Source organism: Pseudomonas atagonensis, from assembly GCF_011369485.1.
Taxonomy (GTDB): domain Bacteria; phylum Pseudomonadota; class Gammaproteobacteria; order Pseudomonadales; family Pseudomonadaceae; genus Aquipseudomonas; species Aquipseudomonas atagonensis.
The window spans coordinates 263,834-283,665 of record NZ_VXCA01000012.1 but is presented as its reverse complement, the minus strand read 5'-3'; the positions used below and the strand labels follow the sequence as shown (position 1 = coordinate 283,665).

General features: G+C 56.6%; 14 protein-coding genes. 5 read left to right on the top strand and 9 right to left on the bottom strand.

Going from position 1 to position 19,832, the window contains the following annotated elements; translation table 11 throughout:
* Window positions 1–7: 7 nt before the first annotated feature.
* The 8 genes from F2P67_RS09280 to F2P67_RS09245 form a co-directional block, all read right to left on the bottom strand.
* Window positions 8–1,111, bottom strand: coding sequence for an ABC transporter ATP-binding protein (locus F2P67_RS09280; protein WP_166219664.1), 1,104 nt, complete (start codon window positions 1,109–1,111; stop codon window positions 8–10).
* Window positions 1,112–1,144: 33 nt separating this feature from the next.
* A complete protein-coding gene (locus tag F2P67_RS09275) occupies window positions 1,145–1,975 on the bottom strand; it encodes a carbohydrate ABC transporter permease (protein WP_166219662.1) in 831 nt (276 codons plus the stop codon).
* Between the two features lie 8 nt (window positions 1,976–1,983).
* Window positions 1,984–2,910, bottom strand: coding sequence for a carbohydrate ABC transporter permease (locus F2P67_RS09270; protein WP_166219660.1), 927 nt, complete (start codon window positions 2,908–2,910; stop codon window positions 1,984–1,986).
* Window positions 2,911–2,971: 61 nt separating this feature from the next.
* On the bottom strand, window positions 2,972–4,282 hold the full coding sequence (locus F2P67_RS09265; protein ID WP_166219658.1) for an ABC transporter substrate-binding protein: 1,311 nt from the start codon (window positions 4,280–4,282) through the stop codon (window positions 2,972–2,974).
* Window positions 4,283–4,523: 241 nt separating this feature from the next.
* Window positions 4,524–5,429: an AraC family transcriptional regulator gene (locus tag F2P67_RS09260; protein WP_166219656.1), complete on the bottom strand. Its 906-nt coding sequence runs from the start codon at window positions 5,427–5,429 to the stop codon at window positions 4,524–4,526.
* A gap of 68 nt (window positions 5,430–5,497) precedes the next feature.
* Entirely contained in the window at window positions 5,498–6,382 is an 885-nt protein-coding gene (locus F2P67_RS09255; protein ID WP_166219654.1) for a phosphatidylinositol-specific phospholipase C domain-containing protein, read from the bottom strand.
* A 156-nt stretch (window positions 6,383–6,538) separates the two neighbouring features.
* Complete coding sequence (locus F2P67_RS09250; RefSeq protein WP_166219652.1) at window positions 6,539–7,390, bottom strand: phosphatidylinositol-specific phospholipase C domain-containing protein; 852 nt, start codon at window positions 7,388–7,390, stop codon at window positions 6,539–6,541.
* A 116-nt stretch (window positions 7,391–7,506) separates the two neighbouring features.
* Complete coding sequence (locus F2P67_RS09245) at window positions 7,507–8,796, bottom strand: glycosyltransferase (protein WP_166219650.1); 1,290 nt, start codon at window positions 8,794–8,796, stop codon at window positions 7,507–7,509.
* Window positions 8,797–9,117: 321 nt separating this feature from the next.
* Between F2P67_RS09245 and F2P67_RS09240 the strand changes: the two genes are divergently transcribed.
* Window positions 9,118–12,993 (top strand): hypothetical protein, encoded by a 3,876-nt coding sequence (locus tag F2P67_RS09240; protein WP_166219648.1) that lies wholly within the window; start codon window positions 9,118–9,120, stop codon window positions 12,991–12,993.
* 41 nt (window positions 12,994–13,034) lie between these two features.
* Here F2P67_RS09240 and F2P67_RS09235 read toward each other — a convergent pair whose 3' ends face one another.
* Complete coding sequence (locus F2P67_RS09235; RefSeq protein WP_166219646.1) at window positions 13,035–13,400, bottom strand: response regulator; 366 nt, start codon at window positions 13,398–13,400, stop codon at window positions 13,035–13,037.
* 262 nt (window positions 13,401–13,662) lie between these two features.
* Between F2P67_RS09235 and F2P67_RS09230 the strand changes: the two genes are divergently transcribed.
* From F2P67_RS09230 to F2P67_RS09215, 4 genes are read left to right on the top strand one after another with little or no spacing between them, the layout of a single operon-like run.
* Entirely contained in the window at window positions 13,663–17,160 is a 3,498-nt protein-coding gene (locus F2P67_RS09230; protein ID WP_166219644.1) for a response regulator, read from the top strand.
* Window positions 17,160–17,993 (top strand): CheR family methyltransferase, encoded by an 834-nt coding sequence (locus F2P67_RS09225; protein WP_166219642.1) that lies wholly within the window; start codon window positions 17,160–17,162, stop codon window positions 17,991–17,993. The genes F2P67_RS09230 and F2P67_RS09225 overlap by 1 nt, the downstream gene beginning before the upstream one ends.
* Window positions 17,990–18,583 (top strand): chemotaxis protein CheB, encoded by a 594-nt coding sequence (locus F2P67_RS09220; RefSeq protein WP_166219640.1) that lies wholly within the window; start codon window positions 17,990–17,992, stop codon window positions 18,581–18,583. Before F2P67_RS09225 ends, F2P67_RS09220 begins: the two co-directional genes overlap by 4 nt.
* Window positions 18,577–19,791 (top strand): hybrid sensor histidine kinase/response regulator, encoded by a 1,215-nt coding sequence (locus tag F2P67_RS09215; RefSeq protein ID WP_166219638.1) that lies wholly within the window; start codon window positions 18,577–18,579, stop codon window positions 19,789–19,791. The genes F2P67_RS09220 and F2P67_RS09215 overlap by 7 nt, the downstream gene beginning before the upstream one ends.
* Window positions 19,792–19,832 lie beyond the last annotated feature (41 nt).

The window sequence follows — 19,832 nt, the reverse complement described above, 5'->3', positions numbered from 1 at the left end:
CGAAAGGTCAGGCGGCAGCGCGCAGCGCACGGGTCAACGCCACGCCTTCGGCATCGAATAAATGGCAGTGAGTGGCGTCCAGGTGCAGGCTCAGTTGCTCGCCGTAGCGGCTGGCCAGATCGCCGCGCACGCGCATGGTCAGCGCTTCGCCTGCGGCGGTTTTGACGTGGCAGAAGGTGTCGCTGCCCAGCCGCTCGCTGACGTCGGCGGTGACTTGCAGGGTGCAGTCGCCGGGTTGTGCCAGTTCCAGATGTTCCGGGCGAATGCCCAGGGTCACGGCGCTGCCGACGCTCAGGTTGCCGGCGTTGAACGGCAGGGTGATGCGGGTGCCGGCGTCCAGCGATACTTCGCAGCTGTGGCCATCGACCCGGGCTATCTTGCCTTTGAGGAAACCCATTTTCGGCGTGCCGAGGAAACCCGCCACGAACAGGTTGACCGGGTTGTGATACAGATCCAGCGGCGAACCGACCTGCTCGATCTTGCCGCCGTTGAGCACCACGACTTTGTCAGCCATGGTCATCGCTTCGACCTGATCGTGGGTCACGTAAATCATCGTCGCTTGCAGGTCTTTGTGCAGGCGCAACAGTTCCAGGCGCATCTGCACCCGCAACGCCGCATCGAGGTTGGACAGCGGTTCGTCGAACAGGAAGATTTTCGGGTTGCGCACAATCGCCCGGCCAATCGCGACGCGTTGGCGCTGGCCACCGGAAAGCTGTTTGGGCTTGCGCTCGAGCATCGGCCCCAATTCGAGAATGCGCGCCGCTTCGCCGACTTTCTTCTCGACCTCGGCTTTCGGCACGCCGGCCAGATCGAGGGCGAACGACATGTTTTTTTTCACCGTCATGTGCGGGTACAGCGCGTAGGTCTGGAACACCATCGCCAGATCGCGCTTGGCCGGGCTGACTTCGGTGATGTCGCGGCCATCGAGTTCGATGGTGCCGCCGCTGACTTCTTCCAGGCCGGCGATCAGCCGCAGCAGCGTGGATTTACCGCAGCCCGACGGGCCGACGAAGACCACGAATTCCTTGTCGTTCACCTCAAGGTCGATGCCCTTGATGATGGAAAAACCTTCGAAGCCTTTTTGCAGATTCTTGATTTTCAGGTTGGCCATGGTGGCGCTCCTTTTATATTTGTTCTTTAAGGGCTATTTAACGGCGCCGAACGATAGGCCGCGCACCAGTTGTTTCTGGCTGATCCAGCCGAAGATCAGGATTGGCGCGCAGGCCAAGGTCGAGACCGCCGACAACTTGGCCCAGAACAACCCTTCGGGACTTGAATACGAGGCGATCAGTGCGGTCAGTGGCGCGGCTTTCGACGAGGTCAGGTTCAGTGACCAGAAGGCCTCGTTCCAGCACAGGATCAGCGACAGCAGCACAGTCGAGGCGAGGCCACCCTTGGCGATGGGCAACAGCACGCGAACCATTTCCTGCCACAGCGTGGCGCCATCGAGGCGGGCGGCTTCGAGGATGTCTTTGGGAATGTCCTTGAAGTAGGTGTAAATCATCCAGACCACGATCGGCAGGTTGATCAGCGTGTAGATCACGATCAGCGCGATGCGCGTGTCGAGCAGGCCGAAACTCTTGGCGAGCAGGTAGATCGGCATCAGCACGCCCACCGGCGGCAGCATCTTGGTCGAGAGCATCCACAGCAGCGTGCCTTTGGTGCGCTGGGTTTCGTAGAACGCCATGGAGTAGGCTGCCGGCACCGCAATCAACAGGCACAGGGCGGTGGCGCTGAAGGAAATCACCACCGAGTTCCAGGCGAAACTGAAGTAGTCGCTGCGCTCGTTGATGTGCAGGTAGTTCTCCAGCGTCGGCGTGAAGATGAACTGCGGCGGCGTGGCGAAGGCGTCGATTTCGGTCTTGAAACTGGTCAGCACCATCCAGAAAATCGGGAAGAAAATGATGATCGCGATGGCCCAGGCCAGCGTGCCGAGCAGCAGGCTTTGCAGCCGGCGGGATTGTTGAAGAGTCATGGCAGGCCTCAGGCTTTGTCAGTCAGGTTTTTGCCGATCATCCGCACCAGAATGATCGCGGCGATGTTGGCGATGACCACGGCAATCAGGCCGCCGGCCGAGGCCATCCCGACGTCGAACTGCACCAGCGCCTGGTTGTAGATCAGGTAGGCGAGGTTGGTCGAGGCGTAGCCGGGGCCGCCGTTGGTGGTGGTAAAGATTTCGGCGAACACCGACAGCAGGAAGATCGTCTCGATCATTACAACCACGGCAATCGGCCGCGCCAGATGCGGCAGGGTCAGGTGCCAGAAGATCGCCACGGGGCCGGCGCCGTCGAGGCGGGCGGCTTCTTTCTGTTCCTGGTCGAGGGACTGCATGGCGGTCATCAGGATCAGGATCGCGAAGGGCAACCATTGCCACGAGACAATGATGATGATCGACAGCAACGGGTAGTGCGCCAGCCAGTCCACCGGTTGCGCTCCAAACAGCTTCCAGATGTAGGCGAGGATTCCGGACACCGGGTGAAAAATCAGGTTCTTCCAGATCAGCGCGCCAACGGTGGGCATGATGAAGAACGGCGAAATCAGCATCACCCGCACAATGCCCCGCCCCAGAAACTCACTGGCCTCCAGCAGCGCACTGATCAACACACCTAACACCACGCTGATCAGCAGCACACTGCCGACGAGCAACAGGGTGTTGGTGGCGCCGGGCAGGAAGCCGGAGTCGGTGAGGAAGTAGGTGAAATTTTCCAGCCCGACGAATTCGTTCACGCCCGGATCAAGCAGGTTGTAACGAATCATCGAGAAATAAATGGTCATGCCCAGCGGCACGATCATCCACAGCAGCAACAGGGCCACCGAAGGGCTGACCAGAAACCAGCCGGGATTGGCCACGCGGCTTTTGCGTTGAGGTTGCGACAGGTCGAGGTGGGCTTTGGCAGTTGAAGTATTCATGGCGATCAGAACCGAGTCATACAGACCTATGGAGATCCCGTGTGGGAGCGGGCTATGCGGGTTACTTGGGATAACCGGCGCGCTTCATCTCGCGTTCAGTGGTTTGCTGGGCCGCCGCCAGCGCCTGATCCACCGTGGTCTGGCCGATCAGCGCAGCCGAGAACAGTTTGCCGACCTGGGTGCCGACGCCCTGGAACTCAGGAATGGTCACCAGTTGAATGCCGATGTAAGGCACCGGTTTCAGCGTCGGTTTGCTTGGATCGGCGGCTTTCAGCGATTCCAGCGTGACTTTGGCAAACGGCGCGGCGCTCATGTAGGCATCGCTGTAGGTTGAGGCGCGGGTGCCCGGCGGGACGTTGGCGATGCCGTCGGTCTTAGCCACCAGTTCACCGTATTCTTTGGACGTGGCCCAGGCGCTGAATTGTTTCGCCGCATCTTTGGCCTTGGAACTGGTCGGAATCGCCAGCGCCCACGAATACAGCCATGCCGAGCCCTTGTCGGTGACTTGATGCGGGGCGTAGGTGAAACCGACGTGATCGGCGACTTTGCTTTGGGTCTTGTCGGTCACGAAGGAACCGGCGACGCTGGCATCGACCCAGATCGCGCACTTGCCGCTGTTGAACAACGCGAGGTTTTCGTTGAAACCGTTGCTGGACGCACCCGGCGGGCCGGATTTTTTCATGGTATCGACGTAGAAATTCAACGCGTTTTTCCACTCGGGGCCACTGAATTCCGGCTGCCATTTCTCATCGAACCAGCGTGCGCCGTAGGCATTGGCCACAGTGGTGATCAACGCCATGTTCTCGCCCCAACCGGCCTTGCCGCGCAGGCAGATGCCGTATTGCTCTTTGTCCTTGTTGGTGAGCTTTTCGGCGAACCCGGCAATCTCTTCCCAGGTCGGACGCTCGGGCATGGTCAGGCCAGCGTCCTTGAACAGGTCGGTGCGGTAGTAAGTGATCGAGCTTTCAGCGTAGAACGGCAGGGCATACAGCGAACCCTTGACCGACAGCCCTTCACGCACCGAAGGGAACACATCGTCGAGGGCGTAACTGGCCGGCAGATCCTTCATCGGTTCGAGCCAACCCTTGGCGCCCCACAGTGCCGCTTCGTACATGCCGATGGTCAACACGTCGAACTGTCCACCCTGTGTGGCGATGTCGGTGGTCAGGCGTTGGCGCAGGACGTTTTCTTCCAGCACCACCCAGTTGAGCTTGATGTCCGGATGCTCGGTCTCGAAGGTTTTCGAGAGTTTCTGCATGCGAATCATGTCGCTGTTGTTGACGGTGGCGATGGTCAGGGTCTGGGCGCCAAGGCTGACGCTGCTGAGGGTCATGCAGGTGAGGGCAAGCAGAGCTTTTGCAGTGGGTTGCATCGTGCACTCCTTTTCTGCACCCGGCGGGTGGCAGAAGGACGGTTATTGTTTTTGTGTCTTCCGAATGCAGGAAGAATGTGCACTGATTACAGCCTTCAATCGCAGGGCTGACAAATCATCCGTCGCACTAAAACCAATACTTTTTTGCACTGGCCTTTGAGAGGAGAAACGCAGGGAAGGGGGTTTCAGCGCTGGTGCGTTGTCGAATCCGTACAGGTTTTCATCCCGAACTGCTGGCGTTTCAGCCGCGGTTCTGCTCGGTCAGGCGCTGCACGGCGAGGCGCCGGTAATGCGTCGGCGTCATGCCTTTGAGTTGCTGAAAGCGTCGGTTGAAGTTGGAAATGTTGTTGAAACCCGACTCGAAACACACTTCAGTCACCGGTTTGTCGCCATCGGCCAGCAGTTCACAGGATTTGCTGATGCGCAGGCGATTGACGAACTCGATGAAATTGCGCCCCGTCGCCTGTTTGAATACGCGGCTGAAGTAAGTCGGTTTCATGCCCAGGTGCTCGGCCACTTCCTCCAGCGTCAGCTCACGTGCGTAGTGGGTGAAGATATAGTCGACGGCGCGGTTGGTGCGGTCGATGTTGTGCTCATCGGCCAATTGCGGTGTGGTGGCGCCGGACAGCAACTGGAAATCGTCACTGGCGGCGAGCAATTCCATCAAGATGAAAAAGTGCCCGAGCCGGGTGATGCCTTTGGTGTCGGCAATCCGTTGCATCAAGGTCATGGCCTGGCGAATCGTGCGCTTGCAGCGAAACTCGATGCCGTACTGCGCGCGCTCCAGCAGCGGGGCGAGGGTCTTCAGTTCGGCGAACACCTGGTGCCCGGTTTCAAACAGCTCATCGGTGAAGTTGACCAGCATGTCGCGCTTTTCCACGACTTCGTCTTCGGCCACCTGACTGATCCAGTTATGCGGCAGATTCGGCCCGGTCAGGAACAGGCTCTCGGGATAGAAGTTGCCGATATAGTCGCCAATAAACACCTTGCCCGAACTTGCCACGATCAGGTGCAGTTCGTATTCCTTGTGAAAATGCCAACGCACCAGCGGGCAAGGAAAGCCGTGCTGGCGGTAAATGATGGATAACCCGTTGTGGTCATCCATCAACTCATAGGAAGGATCGGTGACGCGGGTCGCTCGGCTCATGGTCTTGGCGCTTTTTTTGTTATCGCTTGGCAATCATGCCTCTTCGCAGGAGCGTTCGGCCAGCGCCGTTACCTCTGGCGTTCGTACAAGGCGTCGCCGTAAACCGCTTTCATGCTGGTTGCGCTCCAGCAGTAGCGGACAATTTCGGATTCTTCGAAGAAATCGGTGCTGATGATGCTGCACCGCGTGACCCAGTCGCGGGTGGTATTGAACCAGTCGTTGATTTGACTCTTAAGGTGTTGCGGGCCTCCGAGCAAAGAGTAGTTGGTGGCGGACAATGACCAGATAAAGCGATCGTGCGGTGCGTCTTTGAGGCTGGTGCTGATCAGGGTTCGCAGGTCATCGACATCGTTGAAGGTTTTACCGCTCCATTTGTGTGGAATGCGCGTCCAGAAGTAATCAAAGTCCAGGCCCGGCTTGGAGGGCGCCGCCATTACGATGCGGCGTGACGTGCTGGCGGCCTTCAATTGACCGATCGTCAAATGTGCGTCCATGGGCGATACAAGCCGTGACCCCAGTTTGCGCATCAGCAGGCTGTTGAGGCTCCTGTAATCAAACGGCTTGGCGCCGTCTGCGAGTTCATGGAAATCGAGCACGATGAACTCGTCGGGATTCTGATCGAGGAAGTCCGTCACCGCGTCGATGAGCTCATCAAGGATGCGGTGGGACTGCAGTCCGTTGTGATGAAAGTAAAACACCGGGGTGACAGGCCCGGCGGTGCAGCCGAGCCGGATATCAAACGCCCGTGCCCCTTGGGCCAGTTGCCAGGCAAACGAGTCGTTCTGACACGTCGTCCAGTTACCCACCAACACCTCATAGTTCGGCGCTTTTTTGTCCATTCCGCAGTTATGAGTGCCGGGCCAGACGACTTCTGTCAGCTTCAAAAGATTGATGTCGAGAGTGTTGCTCATCCATTTGCTTTTATCGAAGCTTGCGTTTCTGTTATCGCTCATGACGTTTCCTTGTCTTTGACTTTGTCCCGTCCTTGGGGCAAAGGCTGATGTTCGGAGGTGGCCGCTGCCGCCTCGGTTCGAACACCAGCCTAGAGACGTCCGTCGGCATTTCCAACCCCGGGAAACATCCACACAAATATAGCTATTTAGTGGCTTTTATCGGCGCGCTTTTGCGAGGTTGGCCGTGCGGCAATAAGAAACGATGTTTGATTCTTCAATGAAGTCGACATTGATGATGTTGCATCGACTGGCCCAATTACTGTTTTGCGGATCGAACCAGATATTCAGTTCTTCGTGAAGATCGACCGGGCCGATGGGAACGCTATACGTCGCAGCGGATAACGACCACGGAAAATAACTGTCCGGTGGGTTGCTGACCACCCGCTCTATGTAGTTTCTCAAGTTACTGGCTTTGGTTGACGACGCTTCATCCCATTGATGGGTGATCTTCCTGCAAAACAACTTGTCGTCGAGCTGAAAGTGGCTGGTTGCCGCGACCAGAACACGTTGAAGAGGGCTGATGCGCTTGAGCTCCGCAAGGCTGAGATGAGCGTTTTGTTTCGGAATGATGCGCGGGCCGAGGTAGTTGATCACATGCTGATTGAACCGCTTGTAGTCAAACTCGCCTTCGCTGTCAGCCAACTCGTGAAAGTCCAGAATGATGAACTCGTCCGGGTAAAGTCCGAGAAAACGCTGAACATGCGTTAGCAGGTCGTGCAGGTTTCTCGAGGAAAGAAAACTATTGTGCCGAAAGCGGAATTTTTTGATCCCGTCTTCCTTGGCCATGCAGGCCAGACGCAGATCCAGCGCCCTCGCGCCGTTGGCGAGTTGTTCAAAAAATGTATCGTGCTGGCAAGCCAGAAAATGTTTCCCGGGAAGTAGCGCATAGGACGCCTTCCAGTCGCTGCCGGCGTTATGGGTGCCCGGCAGACTTAGTTCGCTGAGAGATAAACTATCGATGGATGGAGTTGTAGCCATCCAGTTTGTATTGGAATAAGTGGTGCTCATGAAACATCCTTTTTTGAATGAATGCCGCTCTTTGATGAGCAGCGATGAAGGATGTTTTATATCGCTTAAGAGGCGTCGCTCCAAACAACTGATTAATGCGGAATGTATATGCAGGATTACAGTCTGTTTTTCGCCTCAATCCACTGCGACATATATTGTGTGCTCTTGTGCGAATGATGGCGCAACATGCTGCCAGTGAAATTGAGCTTTCTCAGTGCCAGCAAGTTATCCTGACAGTACTTCAACTTTTCAATCAGCGACGGCCCATGTTCGGTGTGTGCGTAACGTTGTTTCAATAGTGTATGGCCATGAACTTGAGCGTCCTTCCACTGAGCCTCATCTGTGTAAAGCCGCACTGCTTCATCGGCAAGCGCCTGAGCTGTAGTCGCCACAGCCCCTGGCCACGGGTGTTCGCCATGCATGGCCTCAGCTCCCACAGGCGTGGTCACGCTGGGGGTGCCACACAACATCGCGTCAATGAGTTTGCCTTTGATGCCGGCTCCAAAGCGCAAGGGAGCCAGACAAATCCGCGCCTCGGACATCACCTGCAAGGCATCTTCGGCCCAGTTCATGATGTGAAACCCCTGCGCGGCGTTATGCAGGGCGGAAGCCTTGGGCGGCGTGTACGCCCCGTAGATGTGTAGTTGGGCATTCGGCAGTTGCGCGCGGATCAGCGGCCACACCGCGTTTTTCATCCAGAGCACTGCATCCCAGTTCGGTGCGTGGCGGAAGTTACCGATACTGAGGAAGTTCGCCCGCTCGGCAAAAGTGCGCAGTGCCGTGGTCGGCGGCGTCACCATCAAAGGGCACCAATGCAGGATCTGCCGAGGCAAGCCGAACTGTTGCACTAACAATTCGATTTCCACCTCGGAAATCATCAGGTTCAGATCGCAGCGATACAGCGCGGCGATTTCACGTTTGGCCAGGTCAGTGTCGGCCATCAGACTGAATTCTTCTGCCAATGCCGGAGAGAACAATTCGCTGAAGTCGTTCTGATCGTCGCTCAGCTTCAACCGATCCTTCAGGCGTTGGTGGCGAGCATGCCGCAGGCTTTGCAGATCCGAGGTTTCCAGCACGCGCAAGGCGTTCGGACAGTGCTTTTCGACGCGCCAGCCAAACTGTTCTTCCATCATGAATTGATCGAACACGACGATGTCCGGCGTCAGTTCAGCGACGAAATGGTCGAAACTGCTGTTGTTCAGCTCGATCGCCACCTCGCGAATGCCCAGCGCCGTGAGGTCAGCCTTGTGCTCGCCGGGCCCGGCGGGGCTGCTGAAGGTGATGTCCCAGCCTTGCTGCAAAAAGGTTTCAAGGATTTGCATCACATGCCCACTGGCGGCCGAAGATTGAGGCTCGGGCCAGACGTAGCCAATAACCAAGACTTTTGTAGCAGGGGGCAGACTCATAAAAATCCTTGTTGCTTACACGGAGATTGCTGGGAGGGGGCGCAATTAAACCACATTTGCTTTTGGCATTCGTCTGAAACACGCAGTGCTGTATACGTTTTGCATTAAGGCAAATAGCTGAAGTTGTAAATGTTAATAGGGGCTACTGTTTTTGGCAGTGAAGGAAATAGTTGGTTTCCCGATAAAATAGTCTGCAATATCTTGGCTCTGTCATGCAGTGCTGTATTGAATCTACTCTTTCTCAAAGGGAAGCCATATTGCAATTTGCGCATTTATTCTGCGCAGGGCGATTTGTAATTAAACATTGAGAGGTTGATGCGAATGCAGTTTGCAAACTGGGTTGATTTTAAAGATTCAACGAATGAACGCGCTGAATTACTGCCATTTATTGGCCTTGCCGATGCGGATCAAGAAGAGCAATCAGCAATTGCGGAAAAACTGACTCGGTTTCTTCAGCAGCGGGCAGAAAATTCAGACTCAAGTATTGATTTACTGGTCGTTCCGAGGGTCAAGGGTTCCACACTGGATATCGCTCAAGAGGCCGGACGCGTTGCTTTACTGAAAATGACTCGGACACCCATATTCGAATCTGTCCGCAGAACGCATTCGCTTTCCAGCGATGCTGTCTTTTGTGTGAACGACACCTTGGGTCTTCTCGCCCTGTCAGAAGGACTGTGGCGTTACCTAGGTGAGTTTGTTCATGCTCCGGAGTTTCCAAAAGAAGACTTTGACATGCTCATGGAGTGTGCAACACAGACGGGTGGTCAAGTAGTTTCGGGGAGCTTCATCGGCATTGGGCAGTGGCTGCAGTTTCATCAATATGCCGTGCCCACTGAGGTGGCGGAGATAGAAAATCTGATTGCCTGCCTGAAATTCAAGCTGCCCGCTGCTCCGTTGTTGGGCGATTTCCACGAATTGATTGCGGCACCTGAAGACTCTCCGTTCCATTTGTCTGAGCAGCAACGAGGGCTGATCAGAAGCTTGATCGAGGAAACGACGCAAGGGCGTATGAGTCTGCTGCGACACCTTTGCACAAGCGCTTACACCGATCTTGACGCGCCATCAAGGCGCCAGGAAGCAGCGAGGCTTCTGGAAGACTTTTGGAGCACGGACAAGGCAGCAGATCTGGGGACTGTGCTGCATGATTTGCTCGATTGGCATCTGGAAACCGCTGAACCTCAAATAGCAGCCCGGCAACTCAAACTGTTGCTGGCAACGGCGGTGATCATTGACTTGGGGCTGACAGCTGACAAGCACACCAGAACCATCGCCGGGTTTGATTTCTACCAACCGAATCACGCCTTGCTCACTGCACCTCAAGTGCGCGAAAGGTTCGAGGCGTATCTGGTGGAATCGAATCTTGCAGAACCTGATTTTGCGTCACTTGCAGCTTATCTTTTACTGGCCTTCGCGGCGCCGGAGTTCCTGATAGCTGACACACCTGAACAACTCACGTTAGGCAAACCGGGCTGGGTGGTCGTCACCCAGGCAGTGACCTTGATTGAAATGTCGGCTCCTGGCACCGCACGATCAATGTCGTTCTCTGCGATAAAAAACTTCTCGCATCTTTTACCGATCAGTGAAGAGCAGCGTGTGTTGCATGAGCTGACAGCGGTTGCGCCTGTCATTAACTGGGCGGTACTCAATGGAATTGTCACGTATACCGTCGACAAGGATTATGACCAGCAGACGTTCACCGTCGCGGCCGAGTATTTCGAGCGATACATGGAAGCGTTACACCAGTCGGAAAACGGCTTGTCAGCCATACCTCCGGATCGCCGTGAATTGGCCAGGCAAGCGTTATTGAAGGTGATGCCGGCGGGAGAATACCTAGAGGCGCCAACCTGGCGGTTCACGTCCGTTGCGTCGCTGAAGGAGCGTAGCTGGACAGACTTGCTTCAGTTGTTTTCCATCAGCGGCTTGCTCATTAATATCGCGGACTTCGCGAGCATGGAGACCAAGAACCAGGATCTGGCGATCTCGGAGCTGGCGCGGCTCAGGCTGTCGATCCTTGACCTGTATATGTCGGACGACTTGATAGTCGACGGACGTTTGAACAATGCATTTTTTATACAGGAGGGAGACAACTCGCCCGCTGATGCGTTTTTGCGGTTGGCTGAGTTGCCTCCTGCCATTCCAGCGTTCGAGCAGGCATTTGCCGAATATTATGCTGCACTGCAGAAAAGTCTGGCGGCGGTGCTGAAAATCGCCATTTGCTCCTTGCCCGAGGACGAGAGAACGTTTCTGACCAATAGTTACGTAACGCTCCACACTGTTCGCCCTGGCGTTAATACCTTGAATCCTTTTCAGGAAACCCAGGCACAACGTGATGAGGCCAAGGGGCGATATGGAATCATTCTTTGTGGTGAACAGGGTAAAGAAGTCCGTAGTTACGAACTTTTCAGCTTGCGAGGTATTTGTCGGCGCAATGTGCAACTGGCGGAAAGGTTCAAGCAGAGCGGTGTTCTCAACGATACACCCAGCCTTTCGTTCACCGGCAAAAGCACCGACTTCCAGACCAAGCGCCACGAACAAGCCTGGCCCATCGACGCTACGGCCTATCTCAAGGGCGATGCCCCACGGCCCGACATGACTTCTAGCGTCGTGGTGGAAAAGCTCTGGTATATGCAAATGGACTTGGGGAGTATCAGTTCGGTATCGATGTTTTTCACCCAGAACCTGAGTCGCCTGGTCGCGCTCATCCTGGAATATCATCCAGTGGCGACACGAAAGTCGTTATACGACGCCCTCAATACCCAGACTGATTTGCAAAAGTGGCGCAAGCAGTCCGAAGAGTTCGAGACGTTTCTGTTGGACGTGATTGTTCCCTTCAAAAAATGTATCGAGGACATTCGTTCAGGTGAGGATCCCCGCGTAGCCGAAGGCATTGGCGGCTGCATCCTCGACGGGCTTGCCATCGTTGGTTTGTTGGTCGGGCTGGGCACCCAGGTCGCCAGTGTCATCACCAAGACTGCCTCGACCACGGCCAAGGCGCTGAGTATCGCCAGAGCGAGCGTACGTCTGGTAGTGGCGTTGCTGAATCCGCTGGACGGACTGGCGACCCTGGCACTCAAAGGTTCGAAGCTCGCAGTGCGCGGGGTGTTGTTCATCAGCGATAAAGGCGTCAGCGCCATCAGCACGGCAACTCGCCAGCTTCGGCGACTGACCGGCGGTGCCCAGTCCTATGACTTGATCAAGGCAGCCCGGCGCTTCGATCTGGTAGCCGGCGAAGCGGGGGAGCTGGCCAACGTCATTGCACTTCAGCGCAACAGTGACCTGTATGCGCTCAATCAACGGGTCGGCGGTGCATGGGGGCCACGTTTGAAGACGTTTAGTTGGGCAAAACTGTCGCCATTCAAACTGTTTTTTCCAGCTAAACCGCACAGTTACACGCGAGCGTATGTGAAGAAGGCAATCTCGCTGGCCAAAAGCAAGCTGGATAACGCCATCGCGCTTCTGGCCGACACTCAAGATGAAAATATCAAGTCGGTACTAAAACATGTGTTTGGCAGCGATTCAGAGGCAGTTTTCAAACACCTCGCCAGCAATTTGCGTGATATGCGCAGGGATCTCGACTCGGTCACGCTCGCCAACATGTCGTTCAGGCGCGGAGATCCTGGAGCGCTTGCTGCGCTGCGGCCGGCGGCCTATAAACGCTGGAGGGCGGGGATCGACACCGGTGCAGAATTGAAAGGAAACGCGAAGAAGTTCATGGATATCTTTCCCGAAGAACTGGATCAGCACTATCGCGTTTCGAACTATGACGACTACCGGATAAGTGACACGCTGATCCATGAAATGGCGCACGGTGCGCCCGACACACTGGATCTGTATTACGGTGAGACGTTACGGGGCGCGGTGCCTGCCGATTACGATGTGGTTGGACTAGTCGAGCTCGCCAGGGATGCCCATAAGGCTGATCCAAGGAACTTGTCCAATCCACACTTTCGAATGGCTCATCCCCCTGGATTTGTCGAACTTGAAACCACGTTAGCCAGCAAGCCCTCGATTATTCGCAAGCATCCCGCGTTGTATAACGCGGAATCGATCTCCCTGGCCGTGGCCTTACTGGATCAACTTGAAACCAACAGGTTTACTTTTGGGTTCAATATTTCCGCCATAGGAACTGCCGTCAAAAACACGGATGTCGGTCAGTTTGTCTTCGGGCCAGTGTTGATCAATCTGGCGAAACTCTAATCAATTTGCCGGGAGAACCGGATATCTCCGGTTTTCTTGCTTCAAGACGCTTTCAAAATTCCCCTGACCTTGTCGCGCAACTGATCAATCGAAAAAGGCTTGCCGATTACATGCATGTCAGCGGGCACGTCAATGCTTTCGGCATAACCGCTGGCAAACAGAACGGGCAGGGTGGCGCGCAGCTTGCGCGCTTCAGTGGCCAGTTCACGACCATCCATGCCCGGCAGGCCTACGTCGGTCATCATCAGATCAATGTGCTTTTCAGAATCCTTGAGGACCTCCAGCGCCTGCTCACTACCATCCGCTTCCAGCACATTGAACTCCAACTCCTCCAGCACATCGACAATCAACATGCGCACGATGTCGTCGTCTTCTACTACAAGGATGGTGGACGCGGAGGTGGACATATCAGTGGCTCTCAAGAAATGAATTCGGGGACGGCGACCGGTCGAAAATGCCGGGCTCTTGCATGAGTAAGTGGCGCATAGCCACAAGTTCCCGCAGTGATACAAAAAGATTAGTCGTATTCGGGCGGGCAAGGATAACTGCTGACCACGCAGAGGCGCAGGCAAATGTAGGAAATTGACGTCAAATGTGTGAGAAAAATGGATCCATGCCGTCGTTTTGGGGCAAACTCTCGGGTTTTCAACAGTTCGACAAGGCTGCCCCATGTCCGCTCCGACTTCGGTTGATGAACAACGGTTTCGCAAACTTCTGAGTCGCAACATCAGCCTGCCGCTGGGCGTGGGCGCGCTCAGTGCCGTGTTTTTCGTATCGCTGATCACGTATTTGCTGTCGGTCATCCAGTGGGTGGAACACACCGACCGGGTGATCAATAACGCCAACGAGGCGGTGAAGCTGACCGTTGACCTGGAAACCGGCATGCGCGGTTTTCTGCTCAGCGGCGACGAGCATTTCCTCGATCCGTACGAAACGGCCAAGCCGCGAATCAATGTCGCGCTCAACACCTTGCTCGAACTGACCGCCGACAATCCGGTGCAAACCGATCGTCTGCGTCGCCTGCAAGCCTTGCAGACCGAATGGTCAAATTACGCACAATCAATGATCGATCTGCAGCGATCCAGCGGCGATTACCGGGCAGCGGTGAAGGCCGGACGCGGCAAGCGCCTGACCGACGAGATTCGTAAACAATTCGAAGACGTCATTGAAACCGAGCAGGTTTTGCGCACCACGCGTAACGAAGAGGTGCGCCGAACGACGATCTGGAGCATCAGCCTGTACCTGCTGTTTATCGCAGGGATCAGTGGTCTGCTGGCCTATATCGGCCGCCGTGACTTGATCAATCTGTCCAGCAACTACAGCGCGACCCTCGCTGCACAGCAGGCTTCCGCCGGGCGTCTGGAACAACAGGCGTGGCTGCGCAATGGTCAGACTGAACTGGCCGAGCAAGTGCTGGGGCAACTGACGCTCAACCTGCTGGGCCGCAATATCCTGCAATTCTGCGCGCAATACCTCGGCACAGCCGTGGCGGCGCTGTATGTCCGCGAAGAGCATGGCGGTCTCAAACGCGTCGCGACTTACGGCTTCTCCCGCGAGCAGGAAGAACAGGATCAGTCGATCTACAGCGGCGAAGGCATCGTCGGCCAGGTCGCCCAGCAGGCACGGCTGATTCGCATGGATTCGGTGCCGTCCGACTACTTCAAAGTCAGCTCCGGTCTCGGTGAAGGTCTGCCGCATAGCGTGTTGGTGGTGCCGACCAGTGATGACGACCGCGTCAACGGTGTGATCGAACTGGGCTTCCTGCGCCCGTTGAACGACCGCGATATCGACCTGCTGGAACTGATCGCCGGCAACATCGGCACTTCTATTGAGGCCGCGCGTTACCGCCAGCGCCTGCAGGAAGTGCTGGCTGAAACCCAGCAACTCAACGAAGAGTTGCAGGTGCAGCAGGAAGAGCTGAAAACCGCCAACGAAGAACTGGAAGAACAGTCGCGGATTCTCAAAGAGTCCCAGGCGCATCTGGAAACCCAGCAAGTCGAACTGGAACAGACCAACGAGCAACTGGCGGAACAGGCTCAGACCTTGGCCGAACAGCGCGATGCGATGGATCTGAAGAACACCGAACTCAATCAGGCCCAGGTGCAACTCGAAGAGCGCGCCGAAGAGCTGCAGCGTTCGAGCAAGTACAAGTCCGAATTCCTCGCCAACATGTCCCACGAACTGCGCACGCCGCTGAACAGTTCGCTGATTCTGGCCAAGTTGCTGGCGGAAAACCCGCAGGACAACCTCAGCGCCGAGCAAGTCAAGTTCGCCGAATCGATCTACTCGGCCGGCAACGACCTGCTCAACCTGATCAACGACATTCTCGACATCTCCAAGGTCGAGGCCGGCAAGCTCGAAGTTATTCCGGAAAACTCCAGCGTCGCGCGTCTGGCTGATGGCTTGCGCAGCGTGTTCGAGCCACTGGCGGCCGACAAGCAACTGACCTTCAGCGTCGAACTGCTTCCGGATGCCCCGGCCATGCTGTTCACCGACCGTCAGCGTCTGGAACAAGTGATCAAGAACCTGCTGTCCAACGCGGTAAAGTTCACCGAGAAGGGCGCCGTCAGCCTGACCATCGCCGGTCAGCCGAATGATCGTATTGCTTTCATTGTGCGCGACTCGGGCATCGGTATCGCCGCCGATCAGCAGGAGAGCATTTTCGAAGCGTTCCGCCAGGCCGATGGCACGACCAACCGCAAGTACGGCGGCACCGGTCTGGGCTTGTCGATTTCCCGCGATCTGGCGACTTTGCTGGGCGGTTCGATCAGCGTCAGCAGCACGCCGGGGCAGGGCAGCGTGTTTACGCTGGTGTTGCCGCAGCAATACAGCGAACCGGGCGAAACCCCAGCGGCAGCGCTGCCTTTCACTGCGCCTGCAGCGACGCCTGTCGCGGTTGCGCCGACGCCGGTACAGGCTTCGCCGCTGGCACCCGTGGTCATTCCACGCTTTGCCGACGACCGCGGCAAGGCGCCGTTCGCCACCCGCTGCATTCTGGTGGTGGAGGACGAACCGAACTTCGCCCACATTCTTTACGATCTGGCCCACGAACTCGGTTATCAGTGCCTGGTCGCCCATGGCGCGGACGAGGGTTATGACCTGGCGCGCGAGTTTGTCCCGGACGCGATCCTGCTCGACATGCGGCTGCCGGATCATTCCGGTCTGACCGTACTGCAACGCCTGAAAGAACACGCCGAGACCCGGCACATTCCGGTGCACGTGATTTCGGTTGAAGACCGCGTCGAAGCGGCCATGCACATGGGCGCCATTGGTTATGCGGTCAAGCCGACGACTCGCGAAGAACTCAAGGACGTATTCGCCCGTCTCGAAGCTAAACTGACGCAGAAGGTCAAGCGCGTATTGCTGGTCGAAGACGACGATTTGCAGCGCGAGAGCATCGCCCGGCTGATCGGCGATGACGACATTGAAATCACCGCCGTGGGCCTGGCTCAGGATGCGTTGGAAAAACTGCGCACGACGATTTACGACTGCATGGTCATCGACCTCAAGCTGCCGGACATGCTCGGCAATGAGCTGCTCAAACGCATGTCCACCGAGGACATCTGCTCGTTCCCGCCGGTAATCGTTTACACCGGGCGCAACCTGACCCGCGACGAAGAAGCCGATCTGCGCAAGTATTCGCGCTCGATCATCATCAAGGGCGCACGCTCGCCAGAGCGTTTGCTGGACGAGGTCACACTCTTTCTGCACAAAGTCGAATCGCAGTTGTCCCATGAACGGCAGAAGATGCTCAAGACCGCGCGCAGTCGCGACAAGGTCTTCGAGGGTCGCAAAGTGCTGCTGGTGGACGACGATGTACGCAACATCTTCGCCCTGACCAGCGCCCTGGAGCACAAAGGCGCAGTCGTGGTCATCGGTCGTAACGGCCGTGAAGCGATTGAAAGATTGAATGAAGTCGAGGACATCGACCTGGTACTGATGGACGTGATGATGCCGGAAATGGACGGTTTTGAAGCCACCATTGAAATCCGCAAGGATCCGCGCTGGCGCAAGCTGCCGATCATCGCCGTGACAGCCAAAGCCATGAAGGACGATCAGGAGCGCTGCCTGCAGGCGGGCGCCAATGATTACCTGGCCAAGCCCATCGACCTGGATCGACTGTTCTCGCTGATTCGCGTGTGGTTACCGAAAATGGAACGGATTTAGTGGAACGCAGTGATCCTGTCGAGCGAAACAGCGAAATCGAATTACGTTTGCTGATCGAGGCCATCTACCTCAAATACAGCTACGATTTTCGCGATTACTCCGGCGCTTCGATCAAGCGCCGGGTGCAACATGCCCTGAGTCAGTTCGAGTGCGCGACGATTTCGGCATTGCAGGAAAAAGTCCTGCATGACCCGACCGCGTTCATGCAATTGCTGCAACTGCTGACGATTCCGGTCAGCGAGATGTTTCGTGATCCGTCGCATTTTCTGGCGATTCGTCAGGAAGTGGTGCCGCTGCTCAGAACCTATCCGTCGATCAAGATCTGGATCGCCGGGTGCAGCACCGGTGAGGAGGTCTATTCGATGGCGATTCTGCTGCGCGAAGAAGGCCTGCTCGACCGCACGATCATCTACGCCACCGACATCAACCCACGCTCGCTGGACAAGGCCAAGCAGGGCATTTTCTCCATGGAAAATGTCCGCGCCTACACCGCCAATTACCAGCAGGCTGGCGGGCAGCGCTCTTTCGCCGACTACTACACTGCAGCGTATGGCTACGCGATTTTCGACAAGAGTCTGTGCGAGAACGTGACCTTCGCCGATCACAGTCTGGCGACCGACAGCGTGTTTTCTGAAACCCAGCTGATTTCCTGCCGCAACGTGCTGATCTATTTCAACAAGAAGCTGCAGGACCGCGCTTTCGGGCTGTTTCATGAGTCGCTGTGCCACCGTGGTTTTCTGGTGCTTGGCAGCAAAGAGACGCTGGATTTCTCCAGCTACGCCAATCAGTTCGATCCGCTGGTGAAACAAGAACGGATTTACCGCAAATCATGAACGATGTCGTGGATTTGCCTCGAGTCGAGGCCATCGTGATTGGCGCTTCCGCCGGTGGCGTCGAGGCGCTGTTATCGCTGCTCGGGGCGCTGCGCAAGGGATTCGTGCTGCCAATCATCGTGGTGTTGCACTTGCCGGAAGAGCGCCGCAGCCAACTGGCCGAAGTCTTCGCCCGACGTCTGCTGCTGCCCGTGGAAGAAGCTCTCGACAAACAGAATATTGTCGCCGGCACCGTGTACTTCGCGACGCCGGGCTATCACCTGTCGGTGGAGCTGGATCGCAGCCTTTCCCTGAGCCTTGAGGATCGCGTGCATTACTCACGGCCTTCGATTGATTACCTGTTCGAATCGGCCGCCGATGCTTACCGCGATACGCTGGCTGCGGTGCTGCTGACGGGCGCCAATCACGACGGTGCGCGCGGACTGGCGCAGGTCAAACGCCGGGGTGGCCTGACCATCGTCCAGGACCCGCAAGAAGCGCAGGTCGCCACCATGCCACTGGCTGCATTGAACGTTCATCAACCTGATCATGTCCTACCCATTCACGGCATCGGCCGTTTGCTTGTCGAGCTGGAACGAATCGCATGCTGAGTAATATTCAAGCCAAACTGCTGATCGTCGACGATCTGCCGGAAAACCTGCTGGCACTCGAAGCACTGATCAAACGCGAAGACCGCACCGTCTATAAGGCGTTGTCGGCGGACGAAGCGTTGTCGCTGCTGTTGCAGCATGAATTTGCCATGGCCATCCTCGACGTGCAGATGCCCGGCATGAACGGCTTCGAGCTGGCCGAGTTGATGCGCGGCACGGAAAAAACCAAGAACATCCCGATCATTTTTGTCAGCGCCGCCGGCCGTGAATTGAACTACGCGTTCAAGGGCTACGAGAGCGGGGCGGTGGACTTCCTGCACAAACCGCTGGATATCCACGCGGTGAAGAGCAAGGTCAATGTCTTCGTCGACCTGTACCGCCAAAGCAAGGCGATGAAACAGCAAGTCGAAGCGCTGGAGCAGAGCCGCCGCGAACAGGAAGCGCTGCTGCAACAATTGCAAAGTACTCAACTCGAACTGGAGCAAGCGGTGCGGATGCGTGACGACTTCATGTCAATCGTCGCCCACGAAGTGCGCACGCCGTTGAACGGGCTGATACTCGAAACCCAGTTGCGCAAGATGCACCTGGCGCGGGACAACGCTTCAGCGTTTACCCTCGACAAGATGCACGCGATGGTCGATCGCGACGAACGCCAGATCAAAAGCCTGATCCGTCTGATCGAAGACATGCTCGACGTGTCGCGTATCCGCACCGGCAAGCTGTCGATCCGCCCGAGCCGCTTCGATCTTGCGCAACTGGTGAGCAATCTGTTGCAGAACTTTGGGCAGCAAATTGAGGCGGCCGAAACCGAGGTCAGTTTCACCGCGCCGGAACCCGTGGAAGGGCTATGGGACGAGTTCCGTATCGAGCAAGTGGTGTCGAACCTGCTGACCAACGCCCTGCGTTACGGCGGTCGCAGTCCGATTCAGGTGCGCGTTTACCGTGAAGGTGATGAGGCGCGTGTCGAGGTTCAGGATCGCGGTATCGGTATCAGTCAGGAGAACCAGAAGCGTATTTTTCAGCAGTTCGAACGGGTCTCCGCCAAGACGGTAGTGGCCGGCCTCGGACTGGGTCTGTTCATTTCCGAGCAGATCGTCGCCGCCCATGGCGGCTCCATCGTCGTCGAGAGTGAAATCAACGAAGGCGCCCTGTTTCGCGTTTGTCTGCCGATCCAGGAAAACGGCAAATCCGACGCAACCTCTGAGTGACCGCACGGTCGTATCAGCAGCTATTGACCGAACAAAGGCTT

Excerpts from the sequence above, each read along its gene's own strand:
- F2P67_RS09280 (WP_166219664.1), bottom strand. The coding sequence starts at position 1,111 with ATGGCCAACCTGAAAATCAAGAATCTGCAAAAAGGCTTCGAAGGTTTT.
- F2P67_RS09230 (WP_166219644.1), top strand. The coding sequence starts at position 13,663 with ATGTCCGCTCCGACTTCGGTTGATGAACAACGGTTTCGCAAACTTCTG.
- F2P67_RS09245 (WP_166219650.1), bottom strand. The coding sequence starts at position 8,796 with ATGAGTCTGCCCCCTGCTACAAAAGTCTTGGTTATTGGCTACGTCTGG.
- F2P67_RS09270 (WP_166219660.1), bottom strand. The coding sequence starts at position 2,910 with ATGAATACTTCAACTGCCAAAGCCCACCTCGACCTGTCGCAACCTCAA.
- F2P67_RS09275 (WP_166219662.1), bottom strand. The coding sequence starts at position 1,975 with ATGACTCTTCAACAATCCCGCCGGCTGCAAAGCCTGCTGCTCGGCACG.
- F2P67_RS09265 (WP_166219658.1), bottom strand. The coding sequence starts at position 4,282 with ATGCAACCCACTGCAAAAGCTCTGCTTGCCCTCACCTGCATGACCCTC.
- F2P67_RS09220 (WP_166219640.1), top strand. The coding sequence starts at position 17,990 with ATGAACGATGTCGTGGATTTGCCTCGAGTCGAGGCCATCGTGATTGGC.
- F2P67_RS09235 (WP_166219646.1), bottom strand. The coding sequence starts at position 13,400 with ATGTCCACCTCCGCGTCCACCATCCTTGTAGTAGAAGACGACGACATC.
- F2P67_RS09260 (WP_166219656.1), bottom strand. The coding sequence starts at position 5,429 with ATGAGCCGAGCGACCCGCGTCACCGATCCTTCCTATGAGTTGATGGAT.
- F2P67_RS09255 (WP_166219654.1), bottom strand. The coding sequence starts at position 6,382 with ATGAGCGATAACAGAAACGCAAGCTTCGATAAAAGCAAATGGATGAGC.
- F2P67_RS09250 (WP_166219652.1), bottom strand. The coding sequence starts at position 7,390 with ATGAGCACCACTTATTCCAATACAAACTGGATGGCTACAACTCCATCC.
- F2P67_RS09240 (WP_166219648.1), top strand. The coding sequence starts at position 9,118 with ATGCAGTTTGCAAACTGGGTTGATTTTAAAGATTCAACGAATGAACGC.
- F2P67_RS09215 (WP_166219638.1), top strand. The coding sequence starts at position 18,577 with ATGCTGAGTAATATTCAAGCCAAACTGCTGATCGTCGACGATCTGCCG.